Here is a 19,913-nt window from a genome sequence, read left to right as displayed (position 1 = left end):
ACCGGGATCAGGCTCCCGTCGCCGCTACGGCGGCGGCGCGCCCTGCCCGACGGCCGAAGAATGAACCGGCACCGAGCTGGGTGCCGCTGGAGTATCCCTTGGCGTCCTGCGCGATGGTGGAGGCGCAGGCGCCGGCGGCGTACAGCCCGGCAATGGCGGTGCCATCGTCGCGGAGCACCTCCCCGTCGACCGAGATCGCCAGACCGCCGAGGGTGAAACCGCTGTAGAACGCCTTGCCGAGACTCAGATCGAACGCCGCCCATGGGCCGACGTCCTGCGGCTCGAGATACGTTGTCGCCTTGTGGAAGTCGGGGTCCTCGCCGCGTGCCGCATTCGCGTTGTACCTGTCGAGCGAGGACTGTAACCGGCCGGCCGGGATGCCGAGTGCCGCCTCCATCTCGGCGACATCTTCCCAACCGTCGATCAACTGAACCAACGGCATCGTCGGCATCTCGACATGACGTGAGTCGACGACGAGGTACGCGACGCTGTCGGGCTGTTCGAGGACGAAGGCGGAAGTTCGTGCGTGATAAGAGTCTTCGGCGACGAACCGGTCCCCGTTGTGGTTCACGATCAGGCCGGTGAGGAGGGTGGCGGGCGGATATACCGGAGCGGTCATGAATGCCTGGTCCAGGTATCTGGTCGCGGCGCCGACGGATTGACCGAGTCGGATTCCGATGCCGTCGTCATAGGTGCTGCCCAAGGCGAAAACGCGCTCATCGGCCAGTCGAGGCACATGCTGCGCCAGCATCTCGCGGTTCATCACGAATCCGCCGGTGGCCAGGACGACGGACTTCGCCCGCACGGCGCCCGTCTCACCGAAGTGCTTCCAGGTTGCGCCGACGACCCGGTCATCGTCGACGACGAGTGCGGATATGCCTGTTTCGTAACGGATTTCCGCGCCGAGTTCGCCCAGTCGCTCGACGAGAAGCTTGACCACCATGCCCGCGCCGCCGGTATCGCCGGGCACCGGGACCTTGTGACCTCGCGGTGCCGGAACCGCTTGCTCGCGGTACGGCCACACCTGCTCGTTGCCGGTGTACATCAGGCCCTGCGTCTCCGGCTGGATGACGGCCTTGTGCGGGTAGTAACTGCGCTCGAACTCGAAGCCCAGGGCCTCCAGCCACCGGAGATGTTCGGGACTGCCCTCGCAGTAGGCGTTGATCAGTTCCGGCACAGGCTCTTTGGAGACCGCGGTCAGATACTTGGCCATCTCGGCGGCGGAGTCGTCCTGGCCGGTTGCCTCCTGGACCGCGGTGCCGCCGCCCAGGTAGAAGTGGCCGCCGGCCATCGCCGTGGTGCCGCCGGCCACCGCGGCACGTTCCAGCACGAGTACGCGCGCACCTGAGGCGGCTGCTTCCACCGCTGCGCAGCCTCCTGCCATGCCGAGCCCGACGACGAGAACGTCGACCTCGTCGGAGAATGACGAAACACTTTGTGCTGATACTGTTTCCGGAATCATCACGCGCCCGCCGCGGCGGTCTTGATGTACTCGAACATCGCGTGAATCTCGGGGCTGAACTTGCCGAGCTCGATATACGGCACCCCGGCCGACGCGCCGTCGACATAGACGAAACGCATCAACCCGCCGGACATCTCACCCTCCTGGACGATGGCCAGACCCTGCTCTTGCGCCGACGCCACGGCGGCGTCGAAATCGGCCGGCTCGAAACACACGTGGTGCAGGCCCGGGCCGCTGCGAGCCAGGAATTCGGTGTAGATGCTTTTGCCGCGCACCGGTTCGATCAGCTCCAACTGCATGTCGCCCGAGTAGGACAAGGAGATGTGGGCCGTGAAGTCGGCGGGCTCGCCGTGCAGGCGGCAGCTCTCCGGCCCGAACTCGATGTCGGGCATCCGGACCCATGAACCGATCCCGAACTGCTTGCTCAGCAACTGCTCGGTCGCCTCGATGTCCGCGGTGACCCAGGCGATTTGGCAGATCGGTCCATAAGAGACGGTCATGGGTTTCCTTCCGGGGAGCCAGCGCATGGCGGGACGAACCACCTCAAAATAAGCGTCGTCGCTTAATTGGTCAAGCGTCAGTGATTGCAATCTGAAGCCAGAGAACTACACTGAAGCCTGTGAGTCGGTCTGATGCCCGCACGGAGCTGCTCCTCGCCGGTGAGCGCCTGATCGCGGAATCCGGCCCGGAAGTGTCGCTCCGTGACGTCGCGGTGGCTGCCGGGCAGCGGAACAATTCGGCTGTCCACTATCACTTCGGATCGCGAGATGGCTTGATCAAGGCCATCATTGGCCATCGTCAGGCGCCACTGGAACAGGCGCGGCTGGCGCTGCTGGCCGAGCATGAAAGTGCCGGGGAGCCTGACGACAGCATCACCGCCCTGGTGACCATTCTGGTTGAGCCGCTGTTCGACACCCCGTACTCCGATGGGTCGAGCCACTACGCGCGCTTCCTCGAACGCGTGCGCCATCACCCCGTCATGGCTGAACTCACGCTCACGTCGGAGCAGTGGCCGGCCACCCGAATCCTCACCACCCGGCTGCTGCGCGCCCTCGATCACCTACCGGAAGCGCTTCGGCGCCAACGCATGGCGGCGATGGCCTCGGTCATGTACACCCTGCTCGCCGACCATGAACGCCAACTGGATGAGCATCGCGACGCGGCCCGTGGTGCTCTCGGTGAGGCCGAGGCCAGGGACAACATCGTCGCGATGGTCGTCGGTCTGCTCACCGCGCCGATGCCCGCGCTGGCTGACCCCCGCTGAAAACAACGATGGAGGAGCGCATGTCGGTCACGGATCAAGAGCTGACGGAAATCCGGCAGATCGAGGCGGGGGAGAACCCGACGAGGTTCGCCCGCGGCTGGCACTGCCTCGGCCTGATCCGCGACTTCAACGACGGTGCGCCCCATCAGATCGACGCGTTCGGCACGTCGTTGGTGGTGTTCGCCGACAGCCAGGGCCGGCTCAACGTGCTCGACGCGTACTGCCGGCACATGGGCGGCAACCTGGCGTACGGCACTGTCAAAGGGGACTCGATCGCGTGCCCGTTCCACGACTGGCGCTGGGGCGGAGACGGCAAGTGCACATTGGTGCCCTACGCCAAACGGACGCCGCGGCTGGCGCGGACCCGCTCCTGGCTGACACTCGAACGCAACGGACAACTGTTCGTGTGGAATGACCCGCAGGGCAACACCCCGCCGCCGGAAGTCGACATCCCCGAGATCGAGGGGTACGGCACGGACGCCTGGACCGACTGGACCTGGAACATCCAGTTGATCGAAGGTTCGCACTGCCGCGAGATCATCGACAACAAGGTCGACATGGCGCATTTCTTCTACGTGCACTACGCATTTCCCCGGAACTTCAAGAACATCTTCGAAGGTCATGTCGCCACCCAGGTGATGGATTCGACGCCGCGGGACGACATGGTTGTCAGCACCTTCCATGACCCGACGTCCATCCTCTATTCAGAGGCTTCGTATTTCGGGCCTTCCTACATGATCGACCGGCTGCGCAGCGTGGCCAACGGCATGACCGTCGACACCATCCTGATCAACTCGCATTACCCGGTCAGCCCGAACTCGTTCGTCTTGCAGTACGGTGCCATCGTCAAGAAGCTCCCGGGCCTGACCGAAGAGGAAAACGCCGACCTCGCAAGGACTTTCATCGAGGGCGTGCAGACCGGCTTCGAACAGGACGTCGAGATCTGGAAGCACAAGGCCCGCATCGACAACCCGCTGCTCACCGAGGAGGACGGGCCGGTGTATCAGCAGCGCCGCTGGTACGAGCAGTTCTATGTCGACGTCGAAGATGTGACGCCGGATATTACGGACCGCTTCGAGTTCGAGATCGACACCAGGCATTCCATCGAGAGTTGGGAAGCGGAAGTCGCGGACAATCTGGCTGCTGCAACGTCGAACTGACTGCCGCAACAGGATTCAGTCTTCGTCGGATCGGCTGTGGCCGAGTAGCGCGGCCACCAGGTCGAGTGCGGTGCCGATCTCGGGGGCGCCGCCACCGAGGAGTGGCGCGTAGAGATGCGCGTCGCACATGCGAATGAGCGCCAGGCCGAAAGTGGCGGTGGGTAGCGGCAATTCCATTCGACCGGCCGCGACCTCGGCGTCGAGGAGCTCACCGACCAGACGGCCTGCGGTCTGCTCGACGAGTCCGGGCAGCAGCATGAGCCGCACGATCAGGAGCGGCTCACGGTGTGACACCGCCTGCAGCGGTTTCGCGTCGACAACGGCGTTCAGGAAGCGGTCCATCACCGCGAGGAGAAATCCGGTACCACCGCGCGATTCGCCCTTGGCTTCCGCCTCCGCGACGACCTCCGCGTGGGCTCGGCGAAACGTGCGTTCGGTGGCCTCGGCCAGCACGGTCGCGAGAAGGTCTTCGCGATTTCCGACGAGCCGGTAGAGAGTCGAGCGGCCGATCCCGAGTTCGGTGGCGAGCGCCGACATGTCGACCGGTTCGCCCGCCAGATACAGGCGAGTTGCAGCGTCGACCGCGGCCTGACGGCTCAATGCCGTCCCCAGTCGCGGGGAGTGGGTCGTCGATTCTGCTCCGGACATTTACCCATTATGGGACATTGCGCGGCTGTGTGCCAGTGTGGCACACTTCGCCTATGTGTCCCACGTTGTGGGGCCCAGTACCGCAACCCCCCCCACGAGGAAGTTGACATGAGCACGCGATTCGAAGGAAAGACCGCGATCGTCACGGGTGCCAGTCGTGGCATCGGATTCGCCATCGCCCAGCGTCTGGTGGACGAAGGCGCCAAGGTGGTGATCACGGCCCGCAAGCAGGAAGCGCTGGACGCCGCCGTCGAGACCCTCGGTGGACCGGATGTCGCGCTGGCCGTCGCCGGCCGCGGCGACGACACCGAGCATCAGGATGCCGTGGTGGCGAAGGCGATCGAAACCTTCGGCAGTGCCGACCTTTTCGTCAACAACACCGGCATCAACCCGGTGTACGGACCGCTCATGGACATCGACATGGACGCCGCGCGCAAGATTCTCGAAGTCAACGTGTTGTCGGCGCTCTCGTGGGTGCAGAAGGTGAACCGGGCCTGGCAGGGCGAACACGGCGGCGCGATCGTCAATGTCGCATCGATCGCCGGGCTGCGGCCCGCGCCGGGTATCGCCTTCTACGGGGTGTCGAAAGCCGCGGTCATTCACCTCACCGAGGAGCTGGCCGTCGAGCTGGGTCCGAACATCCGCGTCAACGCGGTTGCGCCCGCCGTCGTCAAGACGCGCTTCGCGACCGCGCTCTACGAAGGCCGTGAAGAAGAGGTCAGCGCGCACTATGCGCTCAAACGTCTTGGCGTGCCGGAGGATATCGGTTCGGTGGTGGCGTTCCTGCTGTCGGATGACGCCGGCTGGATGACCGGCCAGACCCTGACGATCGACGGCGGCGTGCTCCTCGGCGGTGGCGTCTGATGGCCGCCGGTGCACATGTCGAACTGCCGGGGCTGGACCTGGATCGCCTCGGCGTGTGGCTGTCGTCCACCGTGCCCGGTGCCGGCGCCACGCTGTCGGCGACGTTGATCGCCGGCGGCAAGTCCAATCTGACTTACCGTGTCACAGACGGTGATTCGTCCTGGATCGTCCGTCGGCCCCCGGTCGGCGAGCTGCTCGCCACGGCGCACGACATGAGCCGCGAATACCGGATGATGTCGGCACTGGCGCCCACCGCGGTACCCGTGCCCGTCGTGTACGGCTTCTGCGACGACGCATCCGTGCTCGGCGCCCCGTTCTACGTGATGGCCGAAATCGACGGCACGCCATACCGGCAAGCCGCCGAACTGAAGGACCTGGGAACCGAGCGCACGCGGCGCATCTCGGAGCGGCTCATCGACACGCTGGTCGCGGTGCATTCCGTCGACCCCGCCTCGGTGGGGCTGGCCGACTTCGGCCGGCCCGAAGGCTTCCTCGGGCGCCAGGTCGGCCGGTGGCACAAGCAGTTCCTCGCCGCGCGCACCCGGGACCTGCCCGTCGTGGAGCAGCTCTATCAGGCTCTGGCGGGACGGGTTCCGGCCGACTCGGCGCCGGGCATCGTGCACGGTGACTACCGGCTGGACAACGTGCTCTTCGACGCCGGGGACCGTCCTGCCGCGGTGATCGACTGGGAACTGGCCACCATCGGCGACTCGCTCACCGACCTGGCCTTGATGGTGGCCTACGGGCGGTTGGCCGCATCGGGCAACGGGGAGGTCTCCGATGTCAGCGAAGCCCCCGGCTTCCTCACCGAACAAGAGATCATCGACCGCTACCGCGCCGGAATCGACCGCCCGCTGGGCGATTTCGGGTTCTACCTGGGCCTCGCCTTCTTCAAGATGGCGGGCATCTTCGAGGGTATCCACTACCGCTACGTCAACGGACAGACCGTCGGCGACGGGTTCTCGTTCGCCGGTGACGCGGTGCACTTCCTGCTGGACGCCGGCCTCAACGCACTCAAGGAGCACTGATATGGAATTCGCCTACGACGCCAAGACCAACGAGATGGTCGCCGAACTCACGGCGTTCATGGAGAGCCACGTCTATCCCGCCGAGAAGACGTTCCACGAGCAGCTTGCCGCGCTGGACAACCGGTGGGCGTGGGACAGCGTCCCGGTGCTCACCGAGTTGCGCTCCGAGGCCCGTCGTCGCGGTTTGTGGAATCTGTTCCTGCCGGGGCAGAAGGGTGCGGGTCTGACCAACCTGCAGTACGCCCCGCTGGCCGAGATCACCGGCCGCAGTATCCAATTGGCACCCGCGGTGTTCAACTGCGCGGCCCCGGACACCGGAAACATGGAGGTGCTCAACGAGTTCGGCACCGAGGAGCAGCAGCGCCGGTGGCTGGAACCGTTGTTGGACGGCGAGATTCGGTCGGCCTTCGCCATGACCGAACCCGACGTGGCAAGCTCGGACGCCACCAACGTCGAGCTGTCCATCGTCCGTGACGGCGACGAGTACGTCATCAACGGTCGCAAGTGGTGGATCACCGGCGCGATGAATCCCAACTGCAAGGTGTTCATCGTCATGGGCAAGACGGATCCCAGCTCGGAACGTCACCGCCAGCAGTCGCAGATCCTCGTTCCTCGCGACACCCCGGGCCTCGAGGTGCTGCGCGGCATGGAGGTGTTCGGGTACGACGACCACGACCATGGCGGGCACGCCGAACTGCGGTTCACCGACGTGCGGGTGCCGGTGTCCAACCTGATCGGTGAGGAGGGCGGCGGGTTCGCCATCGCCCAGGCCCGTCTCGGGCCGGGCCGCATCCACCACTGCATGCGGGCGATCGGCGTCGCCGAGCGCGCCGTCGAGATGATGTGTCAGCGGGCCGCGAGCCGGGTCGCGTTCGGCAAGTCGCTGGCCGAGCAGGGCGTGATCCGCGACTGGATCGCCGAATCCCGTGTCCGCATCGAGCAGCTGCGCCTGCTGGTGCTCAAGACCGCCTGGCTGATGGATACCGTCGGAAATCGCGGCGCGCACACCGAGATTCAGTCCATCAAGATCGCCACGCCCCTCACCGTGCAGTGGATTCTGGACAAGGCCATCCAGGTGCACGGCGCCGGCGGGGTGTCGCAGGACTTCCCGCTCGCGGCCATGTACGCGGGCATCCGCACCCTGCGCTTCGCCGACGGGCCCGACGAGGTGCACAAGAACGCCCTGGCTCGCACGGAGCTCAAGAAGCACCTGGTGAGCTGACCGGGCATGCGGCCACGCTTTATTTGCATCGGATATGGCGATTAAATAGCGTGGCCGTGTGCGGTTGACCGGTTTCAGTGACGTCGGGCTGCGGATCTTGATCCGGCTCGCCGCCGAAGACGGCCGACAGCGGATTTCGACGCGGCAGATCGCCGAAGACATGCAGATCTCCTACACGCACGCGACCAAGGCGTGCGCGCATCTGGCGGCGGCCGGGTGGCTGGACGCGGACCGCGGTCGCGGCGGCGGGCTTGCCCTCACCGCCACCGGCCGTACCGCCCGCCTGGGCGATGTGGTGCGGTCGCTGGAAGACGACGGTGACACCGAGCTGGTCGACTGCAGCGGGCTGGATTGCCCGCTGCAGTCGGCATGCCGGCTCCGCTCGGCGTTGGCGCAGGCCAAAGCGGCGTTCTATGCGTCGCTGAACACCACCACGGTCGCTGACCTCGCGCAACCGCCGACGAGGAACCTGCTCATCAGCCTCGGCGCACTGACCGCGCAAATCGGTTCCCGCGCCGATTGAACCGAACGGCCCGCCGGATCGTGGTACCCGTACACCGCTGCGCAAGGGGATCACGATGCAACTGTCCGCACGCCTGCCCGCCGCTCTCGCCGCGACCGCCGTTGCCGCGGCCGTCATCGCGCCACCGGCGGCCACTGTCCCGGCCGCCGGCCATCCTTCGCCGACTGTGACACGGGAAATCCGTTTGACCGCAACAGTTCCGCCGGGTGGACTGCTCACCAGCTTCGTGAAGAACCAGGGCATCTACTGCTCCATCATCTGTCCACTGCTGGCGCAGACCGTCACGACAGGTGTCACCACCACGCTGCAGGAGCCGGGCGTCTTCCTCGCCGCGCTGCCGGCCAACGGACCGCTCAAGGCCCTCGGCATCGCCGCCGCGTCGATGACGGGACCCACGGCCGCCGCCATGGACAAGGCGATCGATGCCGACGCCGCCATTCCGGCGAAGCGGGCGCTCAACGCCTTCGAGGTCGGCGTGATGGGCCTGCTCAACATTCCTCCCGCGATCCCCGGCGGCCCGGCCGCGGTGCTCGACGCGTTCCAGCAGTTCCGCCAGCAGACCTACGACGCGCTCAACGCGCCCGTCGTGCGGAACCCGGAGCCGACGGTCATGCCGCGCGGCGTGTTCCAGGTCGCGGTGATCGGCGTCATCAATGTGGTTGCGGCAGTGATCTTCCCGGGCTTCAACTTCTTCCTCGCCGGCGCGTTCCACGTACCCGATGCGGTCGCTCAGGAACTGGCGAAGAGCGGCAATCCGCTGCGCGCGTTCCTGGCGGGCGTCCAGACCGCGGGGGGCGTGGTGACCAACGCCGTGAACGTCGTGGCCAACGCCGTCGTCACCGAGGCGAACAAGGTCCGCGCCGCGGCGATGCAGCCCGGTGCCTCGACGCCGGTGGCGGCGCCGAAGTCCGTCACGACCGCGGCTGCCGCCCCCGGTGTCAGCCTCACTCAGACGACGCCGAAGAAACCGAAGAAGACGTTGCCGGCGCAGACAGTCGGGCAGTTGCCCAACCCGCTGTCCGGTGTGGCAAAGGAGCTGACGAAAGCGACGAAGGCGCTGACGCCCAAGCCCAACCCCAAGTCGAAGCCAGACGACAAGTCCGGAAGTCAGCCCAGCGAACGCGGCGCCCAGGCCGGACTGCCGTCACGGCCGGCCTTGCGTGCCAACCGGTGATTGCGCCCCCGCAGCAGTCGTAGCTGCAACAGCGACTCGGACCAGAACGCCCACCGTGGCGTCGACGTCCAGGTCGAGTCGAACAGCTTCTTGGTTGCGGCCAGTGCGTCGGGCGACCGCTCGATCAGCTGGGCGGCCAGCTCCTCGGCGGCCAGCAACGGATCGTCGGCGACGGCGGTGACCAGTCCGTAGCCCAGCGCGTCGGTGCCGGAGAACACCTCCGCGGTCATGGTGAGCCGCTTGGCCACATCCATCGGCAGGAGCTCACGCAGAGTCACCGACCCGGTCATGTCCGGAATCAGGCCCCACCGGGCCTCCATGACCGACAGCTTGCAGTCCGGCGTCGCGATCCGGAAGTCCGCCGCCAGGGCGACCTGCAGTCCGCCGCCGTAACAGTGGCCATGCACGGCCGCGATCACCGGTGCCGGCAACTCACGCCAAGCCCAGCAGGCCTTCTGGAACAGGTTCGTCTTCTGTCCGGGGAACTTGCCGAAGTTGCGCACGGCACTCAATCCCTGCAGCTTTGCTCCGGCGAAGTCCAGCCCGGTGCAGAACGCACGCCCGTCGCCACGCAGAATCACGACGCGCACCGAACGGTCGCGAGCCAATCGGCCGGGGACCGTGGCGAGCGCCTCCAGCATCGGCAGATCCAGGCTGTTCATCTTGTCGGCCCGGTTGAGCGTCGCGTAGGCGATGCCATCCCGAACTTCGACGGTGATCCGATCCATTGCCATTGGGGCAGGATAGTGCGGCGCTGCGGCCTACCACGGCACCACCCGAAGCTGTGGGTATTTCGTGAAAATGCCCAAACGGCCCCGTGGCCGAGGAACCCGCCCTACTGTGCAGCGGCAACGTCAAGTGCGGAATTCAGCAAACCGGCGCGGCCCAAACGCTCTTCTCGCGAGACAGTTCATTCCGTTTCGCGAAGAGTGTGTCCCAAACCGGAATCGATACGCTACTGTGATCCGCGTGACAGGCGAGGTGCGCGCGACCATGGCGGAACGCCAGCGTGCGAAACGCGCTGAGCTGGTGCGTGAAGAGGTCATCGAAGCGGCGTTGGCGGAGTTCGCTGAGCGGGGATATCACCAGACCTCGATCAGTCACATCGCCAAGCGCCTCGGTTCCGGGCACTCGATGTTCTACCGGTACTTCGAGAACAAGCGTGACATCGTCGACCACGCGGTGCGCCAGGTGAACGCGCGCGTGCTCGCCGCGATCGGCGACTCCAGGCCGGGACAGCTGACGTCCATCATCGAGTTCCGTGATCACCTTCTGGGCATCGGTATGGCCTACAGCGAACTGTTGGCCGACGAGCCGCGCCTCATGCAGTTGATCGTCGTGCAGGCCGCCGGCGTCGATCAGCAGATGACCGAGGAGTTCCAGCGTCTCTTCGATGACGGCGCCCGCGTTCTCGCGACCATGCTGCGCGACGGCATCAACCAGGGCTACATCCGGGCCGACGTCGACGTGCGCGCCACCGCCCAGACCATCTGCGCCATCCCGTTCGGTATCGCCCTTCGCTACGGACAGAAGCCGAGTCGCGAGGAGTTGCTCGCGCAGACCCTGGCAAGCAATGAACTGGTGTGCCGCGGCATCGCCACCGAGTGGCCGGTGTCCGGCAAGGAAGCAGCGGCTCGATGACCGACCAGGCACAACCACGGGGACTGGCGAAGTGGGGCGCCATCGCCGAGGCCATCGACTGGGTCAAGCGCTACCTGCAGAACCACCCGATCGCATCGCTCAGCACCGCCGGCGGGCAGATCGTGCTCGGGCTGCGGACGCTGGAGTATCTGTTCTTCGACATCGTCAAGGGCCGCTTCCAGGTGCGCGAATTCCTGGACCAGGCCGCGTTCATGGCCGGAACCGCCTTCACCCCAACGGTTCTGGTGACCATTCCGATCAGCGTGACGCTCTCGATCCAGTTCGCGTTGCTGGCCGGCCAGGTCGGTGCGTCATCCCTGTCGGGTGCGGCCACCGGGCTAGTCGTCATCCGGCAGGGCGCTCCGCTGGTCGCGTCGCTGCTGCTGGCGACGGCCGTCGGTTCGGCCGTCTGCGCGGATCTCGGTTCGCGCACCATGCGTGAGGAAATCTCCGCCATGGAGGTCATGGGCGTGTCCCCGATCCAGCGCCTCGTGGTGCCGCGGCTGGTCGCCCTGGTTCTCATCGGTGTGCTGCTGACCGGCGTGACGAGCTTCGTCGGCTACCTGGCGAGCTACATGTTCAATGTCTATCTGCAGAACGGCACCCCGGGCTCGTTCATCGCGACGTTCTCGTCGTTCTCCACCGTCGGCGACCTCGCGCTGGCGATGGTCAAGGCCGTCGTCTTCGGTGTCATCGTGGCGGTGATCAGTTGCCACAAGGGGCTGGACACCCGCGGCGGTCCGGCCGGTGTGGCCAACTCCGTCAACGCCGCGGTGGTGGAGTCGGTGCTGCTGATGATGATCGTCAACGTGGTGATGAGCCAGCTGTACGTCGTCGTGTTCCCGAAGACGTCGATCTGACATGGCAGCTCCGTCAACATTCACCCCGGGTCTGCTGCGGCCGTTCTCCGCGGTCGGCCGCGGGCTGCTGAAGGGTGCCGGGCGGACCGGCCACATGGTCGAGTTCTTCGGCAAGGTCGTGCTCGCCATGCCCACGATGTGGCTGCGCTACCGCAAGGAACTGCTGCGGCTGCTGTCGGACATCACGTGGGGCAACGGCTCCATCGTGGTGGGCGGCGGCACGCTGAATGTTGCTGGGGTTCTTGGTGTCACGGCCGGGGCGCTGGTCGCGGTCGAGGGCTACAACGCGCTGAACCTGTTGGGTCTGGGGCCCGCTACCGGCTTGGTCTCGTCCTTCGCGACGACCCGAGAACTGGCGCCGGCGATGATCGCGATGGCCTTCATCGCGCAGGCCGGCTGCCGGTTCACCGCGCAACTGGGTGCCATGCGGATCAATGACGAGATCGACGCACTGGACACCCTCGGCATCAACTCGGTGGCCTACCTGGTGGCGACGCGGGTGGTGGCCTCGGTCATCGCGGTGGTCCCACTGTTCCTCGCGGCGCTGGCCCTGGCCTACCTGTCGTGCCAGTTGGTCAGCGTCGTCGCCGGGCAGTCCACGGGTACCTACCTGCACTACTTCGGACTGTTCCTCGAGGGCCGCGACGTGCTGTTCGCCACCGTCAAAGCGGTGATCTTCGTGTTCATCTCGTCGACCATCCAGTGCTACTACGGCTATTTCGCCTCCGGCGGCCCGGCCGGCGTCGGCGTCGCGGCCGGCCGGGCGATGCGCGGCAGCGTCACCGTCGTGATGATCGTCAACATGCTGCTCACCATGGCGCTGTGGGGCGTCATCAGTGGTGCAAGGTTCGGTGGCTGATGGGCAACTCCTTCGACCACGACCCGCGCGGCTCCACCGACCACAAGCTGGGCGTCATCGGCCTGTGCTTCGCGGTGATCGCCTCGTTCGCCGCGGTCCTCATGGTGGTGAAATCGCAAGGCAAGCTTGACGACTTCGTCCGGGTGGAGCTCAAGCTCATCAACATCGGTGACGGTCTGCCCGAGCGGTCCGACGTCAAGTTCCGCGGTGTCATCGTCGGCATGGTGTCGGGTGTGACGCCGTCGCAGCACGGTCAGCCGAACGTGGTGCACGTCAACATCCAGCCGCAGTTCGCCGCGCAGATCCCCGACAACGTGACCGCGCGCGTGGTACCCGCCAACATCTTTGCGGTGTCGACGGTGCAGCTGGTGCAGAACGGCGAGGGGGCCCGCCCCATCCGTTCCGGTGATGTCGTGCTCGAAGACCAGACCCTGCCCACGGTGCTGTTCCAGAACGTGCTGGCCAAGCTGCGCCAGCTGCTCAAGGCCGTCGGCCAGTCACCCGACGCCAACAATGTCGGCGTCTTCGCCGCCATTGCCGAGGCCACCCACGGCCGGGGCCAGAAGATCACCGACGCCGGCCATGACGTGAACGAGATCATGCGGCAACTGAATACGGTCGTGAAGTCCGACGACACCGGACCGACGACGTTGTCCGCGCTCAAGGCGGCGGCCGAGAGTCTGCGGACCGTGTCGCCGGAGCTGTTCACCGCGCTGGACAGTTCGGTGCAGCCGATGCGGACGTTCGCCGAGAAGCGCACGCAGCTGACCAATTTCCTGTCGGGTGGCCTGAATACCACTGGCACGCTGGGGGATGCCTTCGAGCACCAGAGTGACCGGATGATCCAGGTCAGCACCGGACTGACACCGGCGATCGGTGTGCTGGCCGACCACGCCGGCGAATTCCACGGCGTCTCGACACGATTGCAGGCGCTGGCCAACAAGATCTACGACGAGGGCGTCAATCAGGACACCGGCCACATCATCTGGAAAGCGGTCATCTCGATGAACCCGTCGCGCCAGTACACCCGGGCGGACTGCCCGCGGTACGGCGCGATGGAGGGGCCGAGCTGCAAGACCGCGCCGGAAACCCCGACCGCGCCCGACCTCAAGCCCGGCCTGGAATCGATGGGTATGGCGACCCCACCGTGGGTGACCGAGAACCGTCCCAACATTGCGCCGCCGCGCTTTTCGGTTCCGATCGTGCCGGAATTTCCCGGCCCGCCGGACCCCAACGCGCCACCCGCGCCGCAAGCCGCGCCGGCGCCCGGCCCGGTGGTTGCGCCCACACCTCCCGGCCCGCCGCTACCCGCCGAAGCCGGCGCACCCGGCCAGGTTCAGCAGCAGTCCGCGCCGCTCTACGGCGGCACCGTCGGGCCCGTCGGTAGCCAGAACGAGAAGGACCAGTTGAGCCAGATCGTCGGTGGCCCAGCCACATCCGCCACTCAGTTGCTGTTGGGCCCGGTGGCCCGGGGGCAGGACGTGCACGTCGCTCCGATCCCGGAGGGACAGCCATGAAATTGAAGCGCAGCACCGTCGTGTTCCTGACGCTGTTCCTGGTCTTCTCCGTGGCCGTCACCTGGATGGTCTTCGCGACCTTGCAGCGCAACGTCGCGGGCCCCACCTCGAGCTATTCGGCGATCTTCAGTGATGTGTCGGGACTGGCAGAAGGTGACGACGTCCGGGTGGCCGGTGTTCGGGTCGGCCGGGTCGACAAGATCGAGCTGACGCCGGACAACCAGGCCAAGGTCACGTTCCAGGTGCGCAGCAACCAGACGCTGTACACCAACACGCTGGCCTCGGTGACCTACCAGAACATCATCGGACAGCGGTACCTGGGTTTGAGTCAGGGTGAGGGCGACAAGCGCAAACTCGCTGTCGGAGCGCAGATTCCGGAGAGCCGGACCAATCCGTCGTTCGACATCTCCTACATGCTCAACGGTTTCGAGCCGTTGTTCACCGAGCTCGATCCGCAGCAGGTGGACAATCTGACCAACGCCATCATCAAGGCGTTCCAGGGTAACGAGGGCTCGATCCTGACCCTGACGACGCAGGCGTCGGTGCTGACGCAGACACTGGCGGGTCCCGATGCCGCGCTTGGGGATTTGATCGCGAACCTGGACCGGCTGATGACGACACTGGCCGCGCAGAGCGCCAATCTGCAGACGATGCTGCACGAAACCTCGGTGTCGATCGCCGCGCTGAACAGCCGGCGCGACGAGCTGGTCTCGTCGGTGGGGTCCATCACCGCCAACGTCACGCGGCTGTCGGCGATCGTCAACGCGATCACGCCGCAAATGCAGCAGTTCATCGACCGGGAGCCGGGTTTCCTGAAGTACAGCGTGACCGACGGCAAGCAGCGCCTGGCGTACGCGGTGGCCAATGTGCCGTTGCTGCTCAAGGGACTTGCCCGCGCGGGCCAGGAGGGCACCTACATCGACGTCTACGTCTGCGACCTCGATTTCGGGCTGTGGCGCGGTCTGCTCAACTGGTTCCGCCGGTTCGTCGTGGCGGCGACGCCGGGCAACGGCAACGAGACCTGGCACACGGCGGTGTGCCGATGAGCAGCCTGTTCGGTGGCCCCCTGCGCCCGAAGAACATCCCGGGCGGGCGCAAGCGAGTCCTGGAGGACTACAACAAATTCTGGCTCGGCGTCATCGGCCTGACGGTCATCGTCGTGATGGTCGCCGCCGTGGTGCTGGTCAGCATCCTGGACATCGGGAAGAAGCAGTACACCGCCGAGTTCGCCCAGGCCGCGGCGATCAAATCCGGCAATGCGGTGACCATCGCGGGCATCAACGTCGGCGAGGTGCAGAACGTCGAGCTGGCCGGTGACCACGTGGTGGTGACGTTCAAAGCCGACAAGAACGTCCGGCTGGGGACAGAAACACGTGCGGCCATCAAACTCACGACCATCTTGGGCTCGCGGTACCTGGAGATCAGCCCCGCCGGTGCGGGCCATCTCGCCGGCAACACCATCAAATTGAGTCATACCGAGGTGCCGTATGACTTGCAGAAGACGCTCGAGGGCGCGACCAGCACGCTGTCGCCGCTCGATGCGGACAAGATCGCCGAGTCGGTGCGGGTGATGAGCGGCAGCCTGCAAGGGGTGCCCGACGCACTACCGGAAGCGCTGACCAATCTGAACTCACTGGCCGGGGTCATCCAGTCCCGCCGCGACCAGATCGGCACGCTGATCACCAACGCCGACACCATCGCGGCGCTGTTGCATCGGCAGAAGGCCGACCTTGGCGCACTTGTGTTGCAGGGCAACCAGATTCTCGGGGAGATCACCACCCGGCGCGCTGCGATGCAACGGCTGTTCGACGGCGTGACACTGCTTGCCGACCGGGCCCACACGCTCTTGGCCAACGAGCCGCAACTCGACGCCTTGATCGCCAACCTGCACGAGTTCGCCAAGCTGCTCGCCGACCACGACGCTCTGGTCCGCAGCATCCTGCAGGTCGCGCCGATCACCGCACGCAACATCGCCAACCTGACCGGTAGCGGTAACGGTGCCGACATCACCCTGCCTGCGGGCATCATGGTCGACTCCTGGATGTGCGCCATCAGCGGCCGGGCCCGGCAGTTCAACATCGTCGAATACTTCAAGGACTGCAAATGAGTAAGCGCGCCTTGATGATCGGGGCGATCGCCGTGATTGTGATCGTCGCACTGGTGACGACCGCGGCCGCCGTGGCGCCGCGCATCTGGCAACGCAACATCACCGTGACGGCGCACTTCCAGGACGCCGTCGGGTTGTATCCCGGCAACGCGGTGTCGGTGCTCGGCATGCAGGTGGGCAAGGTCGACTCGGTGGTGAACAAGGGTGGCTACATCGAGGTCACCATGGACATCGACAAGAAGATCCCGATCCCCAGCGACGTCACGGCCGCTACCGTATCCGCCTCGATCCTCACCGATCGGCACGTCGAGCTGACCCCGCCCTACCGTGGCGGGAACAAGCTGCGCGACGGCGACCTGATCGCGTTGGGCCACACCAGGACTCCGGTCGAATTCGACAAGACGCTGTCCATGATCGACAAACTGGGTACCGCCCTCAAGGGCAACCCGCAGGGCGGTGGCCCGCTGGGCGATCTGGTGGATCTGGGGTCTCGGATCAGCTCTGAGAACAGCACCCAGATCAAGTCCACGCTGACCAAGTTGTCGGAGGCCCTCAAGGTCGGTCCCGATGGTGGTGCCAAGACCGAGAAGAACCTGCAGGAGATCATTCGCAGTGTCTCGGACCTGACCCAGTCCGCGGCCGAGAACGATGACGCCGTCCGCAAGTTCGGCAACAATGTGCACCAACTGAGCGACATCCTTGCCGACCAGAATCTGGGGTCGGGGCGCACCGGAGCCAAGGCCAACGAGATCCTCGAAGAGGTCAGCGGGTTGCTCGAGCGCCATCGCGACCAGCTCAAGGGCGCGTTCGGCGACCTGGACCCCGTGGTGCGGTCCCTTTCGGACAACAAGCGCGAATTGGAAGAGACGCTGGATGTCCTGCCGCTGGCCCTGGACAACGTCTACAACGTCCTGGACCCGGTGGGCGGCAGCATCCGCGGACATCTCTTGACCGACAAGTTGTTGGCGTACAACCAGCTGAACAAGGAACTCTGCAACCTGATGGGCCTGAAGCAATTGGGCTGTGCCACCGGCACGTTGCAGGACTACGGCCCCGACTTCGGCTTGACCTCGATGATGGATCTGATGGCCAACGGTATCGGCCCGTCGGGTCAGGGCGAGCCGCCCAAGCAGGGGGCTGCCGCCACCACGCCGTCGCCTGCGCCCGCCGCCCCCGCACCGGGAGGGCCGACGCGATGAGCGTGAAATCCGTTGTGCGCGGCGCGCGCTGGGCCGGGGTGCTCGGTGGTGTCGTGCTGATGACCGGCTGCGCCGCGGGCCTGGACAGTGTGCCGTTGCCGTCCCCGGGCTCCCGGGGCGGGACCTACGAACTCAACGCGGTGTTCACCGACGCGCTGAACCTGCCGTCGAAGGCGAAGGTGCGCCTGTACGGCGCGGACATCGGTGAGGTCACGTCGATCGACGCCGTGGACTTCACCGCGAAGGTGTCCATGCGGATCCGCCAGGATGTGCCGCTGCCGGTGGGCAGTACGGCCGAATTGCGTTCGGCCACACCGCTCGGCGACGTGTTCCTGCAGATTCGCCCGCCGGACGACAAGGGGGACGGCGGTGCGCTGCTGCGGGGCGGTGACACCATCCCGTTGGGGTCGACGGCGGCGGCACCGACGGTCGAGGAACTCCTCAACTCGCTGGCCATGCTCGTCAACGGCGGTGCCATCCGCGCGCTGACCACCGATGTCAACGGCGCCGGCCGGGTGGTCGGCGGGCGCGGCGAGAAGCTGGCCGCGCTCATCTCGGAAACCAACCAGTTCCTGTCGAAGATGTCGGCGCGGACGGCGCAGCTGGACGCGACGTTGCGCAGCACGTCGAACATGGCGGCCGAGGTCGCCCGGCACCAGCAGAGCATCGACACCGCGCTGGCCGCCGGCGCCCCCGCGCTGGCGGTCATCTCCGACAACACCACGCGGATCATGGACGTGGTGGACAACGTCGGCCGGATCACGCGGCAGCTGTCCAAGTTCCCGTCGATGCAGGGCACCGACACCCGCAGTGTCGCGGCCGACGTGAACAAGCTGTCGGCGGTGTTCAACGAGATCGCCATGGACCCGAACATCTCGCTGACCGCGTTCAACCGCCTCATCGGCATCCTGGTCAAGGCCACCACCTCTACCGCGGTGCACGTGGAGGCGGAGATCTCGAGAATCGCGATCGGTGCGCTGCCCGACAAGAACTACGCGGGCGACCCCGGTATCCACGGACCCGACGGCACCGACTGGCACCTGATGATCGGCAGCCTGCGTTACGAGTGGAACATGCTGCTCGGCCGCATCTACGGATCGGACCGAACCCGATGAACGCGCTGAACAGCCTGGTGGCGTTCATCATTCGGATCGTCAAGGCGGTGGCTAGCCGCAAGGTCGTGCTGGCGCTGTTCGGCCTGCTGCTCACCGCGGTGATCGCCTTCGGCTACATCGCGATCGACGGCCTGCGGTTCAACCCGTTCCACCGGACCATCGCCATCCGGATCATGCTGCCCGAATCCGGTGGCCTGCTGGCCAATCAGGATGTCACGTTGCGTGGCATCCCGATCGGCCACGTCGCGGCGGTCAACCTCACCAAGACCGGCGTCGAGGCGGTTGCCTCGGTCGACGCGTCGGCGCACATCCCGACCGACAGCCCGGTGCGGGTCTCCGGCCTCTCGGCGGCGGGGGAGCAGTACCTGGACTTCCGGCCCGAGCACGGCGGTGGCCCGTATCTCACTGATGGCGCGGTCATTTCGGGCAAGCAGGCCAGCATCCCGGTGACCTTGCCGCACATCATCGACCACAGCCGCGGCGCGCTGGCGCAGCTCGACGCCGACAAGCTCGGCAAGATGTTCAACGAGCTACACGTCACCAAGGACGGCCCGCGCAAGCTGGCCGCGATCCTGGACGGTGCCAGCTTGTTGGCCAACACCGTGGATTCGGTGTTGCCCGAGACCGTGAGCATGATTCGCACCACCCGCGTCGTGTTCAGCACCGTCGCCGACGTCCGCCCGGGCCTGGCGGCCACCACCAACGACCTGACCAAGGTGCTCGACGGCGTGAACAAGATGGATGGCGGTTTCCGCACCCTCGTCGAGCGCGGTGAGCCACAGCTGGCGACGCTGGACAACCTGATCGCGGACAACCGGCAGAACGTGGTGCAGATCCTCGGCAACCTGACCACGACCTCGCAGGTGATCTATCAACGCATTCCGGGCCTGGAGTACATCTGGCGGCCGGATCGGGACCCGTTCATCGACCGCTTCGCCTCCGTCGTCCACGATGGCGGTGTCTGGGCGATCGGTGACATCTACCCGAAGTACCGGTGCGACTACAACCTGCCGCGGCACGCCCCGTCGGACGCGAGTTTCCCCGAGCCGTACAAATACACCTACTGTGAGGATCAGGATCCATCGCTGTTGGTTCGCGGCGCCCGCAACGCGCCGCGGCCGCCGGGTGACGACACTGCCGGTCCGCCGCCCGGATATGACCCCCATGCGGTGACCGACAAGACGCCGCACTACCCGGGCTACACGATCGACACCCCGTACGGCGGTGCGGCGTACCCGTACCCGATGCCGAACTGACGGTCCACGAGACA

The 19,913-nt window shown here is 66.1% G+C and carries 20 protein-coding genes; 16 read left to right on the top strand and 4 right to left on the bottom strand.

Features of this window, described 5'->3' with window-relative positions; translation table 11 throughout:
* Positions 1 to 7: 7 nt before the first annotated feature.
* Both VXD91_RS21940 and VXD91_RS21935 read right to left on the bottom strand, forming a co-directional pair.
* A complete protein-coding gene (locus VXD91_RS21940) occupies positions 8 to 1,462 on the bottom strand; it encodes an FAD-binding protein (RefSeq protein ID WP_212806524.1) in 1,455 nt (484 codons plus the stop codon).
* Positions 1,462 to 1,962, bottom strand: a complete 501-nt coding sequence (locus VXD91_RS21935) for a VOC family protein (protein WP_212806523.1) — start codon at positions 1,960 to 1,962, stop codon at positions 1,462 to 1,464. Before VXD91_RS21935 ends, VXD91_RS21940 begins: the two co-directional genes overlap by 1 nt.
* Positions 1,963 to 2,081: 119 nt before the next feature.
* Between VXD91_RS21935 and VXD91_RS21930 the strand changes: the two genes are divergently transcribed.
* Both VXD91_RS21930 and VXD91_RS21925 read left to right on the top strand, forming a co-directional pair.
* The gene (locus tag VXD91_RS21930) at positions 2,082 to 2,726 is read left to right on the top strand and encodes a TetR family transcriptional regulator (protein WP_212806522.1); all 645 of its coding nucleotides are present in this window, start codon (positions 2,082 to 2,084) and stop codon (positions 2,724 to 2,726) included.
* A 20-nt stretch (positions 2,727 to 2,746) separates the two neighbouring features.
* Positions 2,747 to 3,886 carry a Rieske 2Fe-2S domain-containing protein gene (locus VXD91_RS21925; RefSeq protein ID WP_318984156.1) on the top strand — a complete coding sequence of 380 codons (1,140 nt, stop codon included), beginning with the start codon at positions 2,747 to 2,749 and terminating at the stop codon, positions 3,884 to 3,886.
* 15 nt (positions 3,887 to 3,901) lie between these two features.
* Here VXD91_RS21925 and VXD91_RS21920 read toward each other — a convergent pair whose 3' ends face one another.
* Positions 3,902 to 4,534, bottom strand: coding sequence for a QsdR family transcriptional regulator (locus VXD91_RS21920; RefSeq protein WP_244872816.1), 633 nt, complete (start codon positions 4,532 to 4,534; stop codon positions 3,902 to 3,904).
* Positions 4,535 to 4,642: 108 nt separating this feature from the next.
* On the opposite strand from VXD91_RS21920, the gene VXD91_RS21915 reads away from it, so the two are divergent.
* From VXD91_RS21915 to VXD91_RS21895, 5 genes are read left to right on the top strand one after another with little or no spacing between them, the layout of a single operon-like run.
* Positions 4,643 to 5,398 carry an SDR family oxidoreductase gene (locus tag VXD91_RS21915; protein WP_212806520.1) on the top strand — a complete coding sequence of 252 codons (756 nt, stop codon included), beginning with the start codon at positions 4,643 to 4,645 and terminating at the stop codon, positions 5,396 to 5,398.
* Positions 5,398 to 6,426: a phosphotransferase family protein gene (locus VXD91_RS21910; RefSeq protein WP_346416406.1), complete on the top strand. Its 1,029-nt coding sequence runs from the start codon at positions 5,398 to 5,400 to the stop codon at positions 6,424 to 6,426. The genes VXD91_RS21915 and VXD91_RS21910 overlap by 1 nt, the downstream gene beginning before the upstream one ends.
* Position 6,427: 1 nt before the next feature.
* Entirely contained in the window at positions 6,428 to 7,648 is a 1,221-nt protein-coding gene (locus tag VXD91_RS21905; protein ID WP_318984158.1) for an acyl-CoA dehydrogenase family protein, read from the top strand.
* A gap of 58 nt (positions 7,649 to 7,706) precedes the next feature.
* Positions 7,707 to 8,171 carry an Rrf2 family transcriptional regulator gene (locus VXD91_RS21900; RefSeq protein ID WP_212806517.1) on the top strand — a complete coding sequence of 155 codons (465 nt, stop codon included), beginning with the start codon at positions 7,707 to 7,709 and terminating at the stop codon, positions 8,169 to 8,171.
* A gap of 55 nt (positions 8,172 to 8,226) precedes the next feature.
* Positions 8,227 to 9,345: a hypothetical protein gene (locus tag VXD91_RS21895; protein ID WP_346416405.1), complete on the top strand. Its 1,119-nt coding sequence runs from the start codon at positions 8,227 to 8,229 to the stop codon at positions 9,343 to 9,345.
* On the opposite strand, the gene VXD91_RS21890 is transcribed toward VXD91_RS21895, so the two are convergent.
* Positions 9,279 to 10,073, bottom strand: coding sequence for a crotonase/enoyl-CoA hydratase family protein (locus tag VXD91_RS21890; protein WP_346416464.1), 795 nt, complete (start codon positions 10,071 to 10,073; stop codon positions 9,279 to 9,281). The genes VXD91_RS21895 and VXD91_RS21890 overlap by 67 nt on opposite strands.
* A gap of 265 nt (positions 10,074 to 10,338) precedes the next feature.
* Between VXD91_RS21890 and VXD91_RS21885 the strand changes: the two genes are divergently transcribed.
* The 9 genes from VXD91_RS21885 (at position 10,339) to VXD91_RS21845 (ending at position 19,899) form a co-directional block, all read left to right on the top strand.
* The gene (locus VXD91_RS21885; protein ID WP_318984299.1) at positions 10,339 to 10,986 is read left to right on the top strand and encodes a TetR/AcrR family transcriptional regulator; all 648 of its coding nucleotides are present in this window, start codon (positions 10,339 to 10,341) and stop codon (positions 10,984 to 10,986) included.
* Positions 10,983 to 11,846: an ABC transporter permease gene (locus VXD91_RS21880; RefSeq protein WP_208103616.1), complete on the top strand. Its 864-nt coding sequence runs from the start codon at positions 10,983 to 10,985 to the stop codon at positions 11,844 to 11,846. The genes VXD91_RS21885 and VXD91_RS21880 overlap by 4 nt, the downstream gene beginning before the upstream one ends.
* 94 nt (positions 11,847 to 11,940) lie before the next feature.
* Positions 11,941 to 12,705 carry an ABC transporter permease gene (locus VXD91_RS21875; protein WP_318984300.1) on the top strand — a complete coding sequence of 255 codons (765 nt, stop codon included), beginning with the start codon at positions 11,941 to 11,943 and terminating at the stop codon, positions 12,703 to 12,705.
* Positions 12,705 to 14,222 carry an MCE family protein gene (locus VXD91_RS21870; RefSeq protein ID WP_346416404.1) on the top strand — a complete coding sequence of 506 codons (1,518 nt, stop codon included), beginning with the start codon at positions 12,705 to 12,707 and terminating at the stop codon, positions 14,220 to 14,222. The genes VXD91_RS21875 and VXD91_RS21870 overlap by 1 nt, the downstream gene beginning before the upstream one ends.
* Entirely contained in the window at positions 14,219 to 15,268 is a 1,050-nt protein-coding gene (locus tag VXD91_RS21865) for an MlaD family protein (protein ID WP_212806512.1), read from the top strand. The genes VXD91_RS21870 and VXD91_RS21865 overlap by 4 nt, the downstream gene beginning before the upstream one ends.
* Complete coding sequence (locus tag VXD91_RS21860; RefSeq protein ID WP_212806511.1) at positions 15,265 to 16,329, top strand: MCE family protein; 1,065 nt, start codon at positions 15,265 to 15,267, stop codon at positions 16,327 to 16,329. The genes VXD91_RS21865 and VXD91_RS21860 overlap by 4 nt, the downstream gene beginning before the upstream one ends.
* Entirely contained in the window at positions 16,326 to 17,528 is a 1,203-nt protein-coding gene (locus VXD91_RS21855) for an MCE family protein (RefSeq protein ID WP_212806510.1), read from the top strand. Before VXD91_RS21860 ends, VXD91_RS21855 begins: the two co-directional genes overlap by 4 nt.
* Positions 17,525 to 18,643, top strand: a complete 1,119-nt coding sequence (locus VXD91_RS21850; protein ID WP_318984162.1) for an MCE family protein — start codon at positions 17,525 to 17,527, stop codon at positions 18,641 to 18,643. Before VXD91_RS21855 ends, VXD91_RS21850 begins: the two co-directional genes overlap by 4 nt.
* On the top strand, positions 18,640 to 19,899 hold the full coding sequence (locus tag VXD91_RS21845; protein ID WP_212806509.1) for an MlaD family protein: 1,260 nt from the start codon (positions 18,640 to 18,642) through the stop codon (positions 19,897 to 19,899). The genes VXD91_RS21850 and VXD91_RS21845 overlap by 4 nt, the downstream gene beginning before the upstream one ends.
* The last annotated feature ends 14 nt before the right edge of the window (positions 19,900 to 19,913 follow it).

Source organism: Mycobacterium sp. SM3041 (genome assembly GCF_039668335.1).
GTDB lineage: Bacteria > Actinomycetota > Actinomycetes > Mycobacteriales > Mycobacteriaceae > Mycobacterium.
Note: the sequence above shows the minus strand (reverse complement) of the source record. Positions and strands in the feature narration are given on the sequence as shown.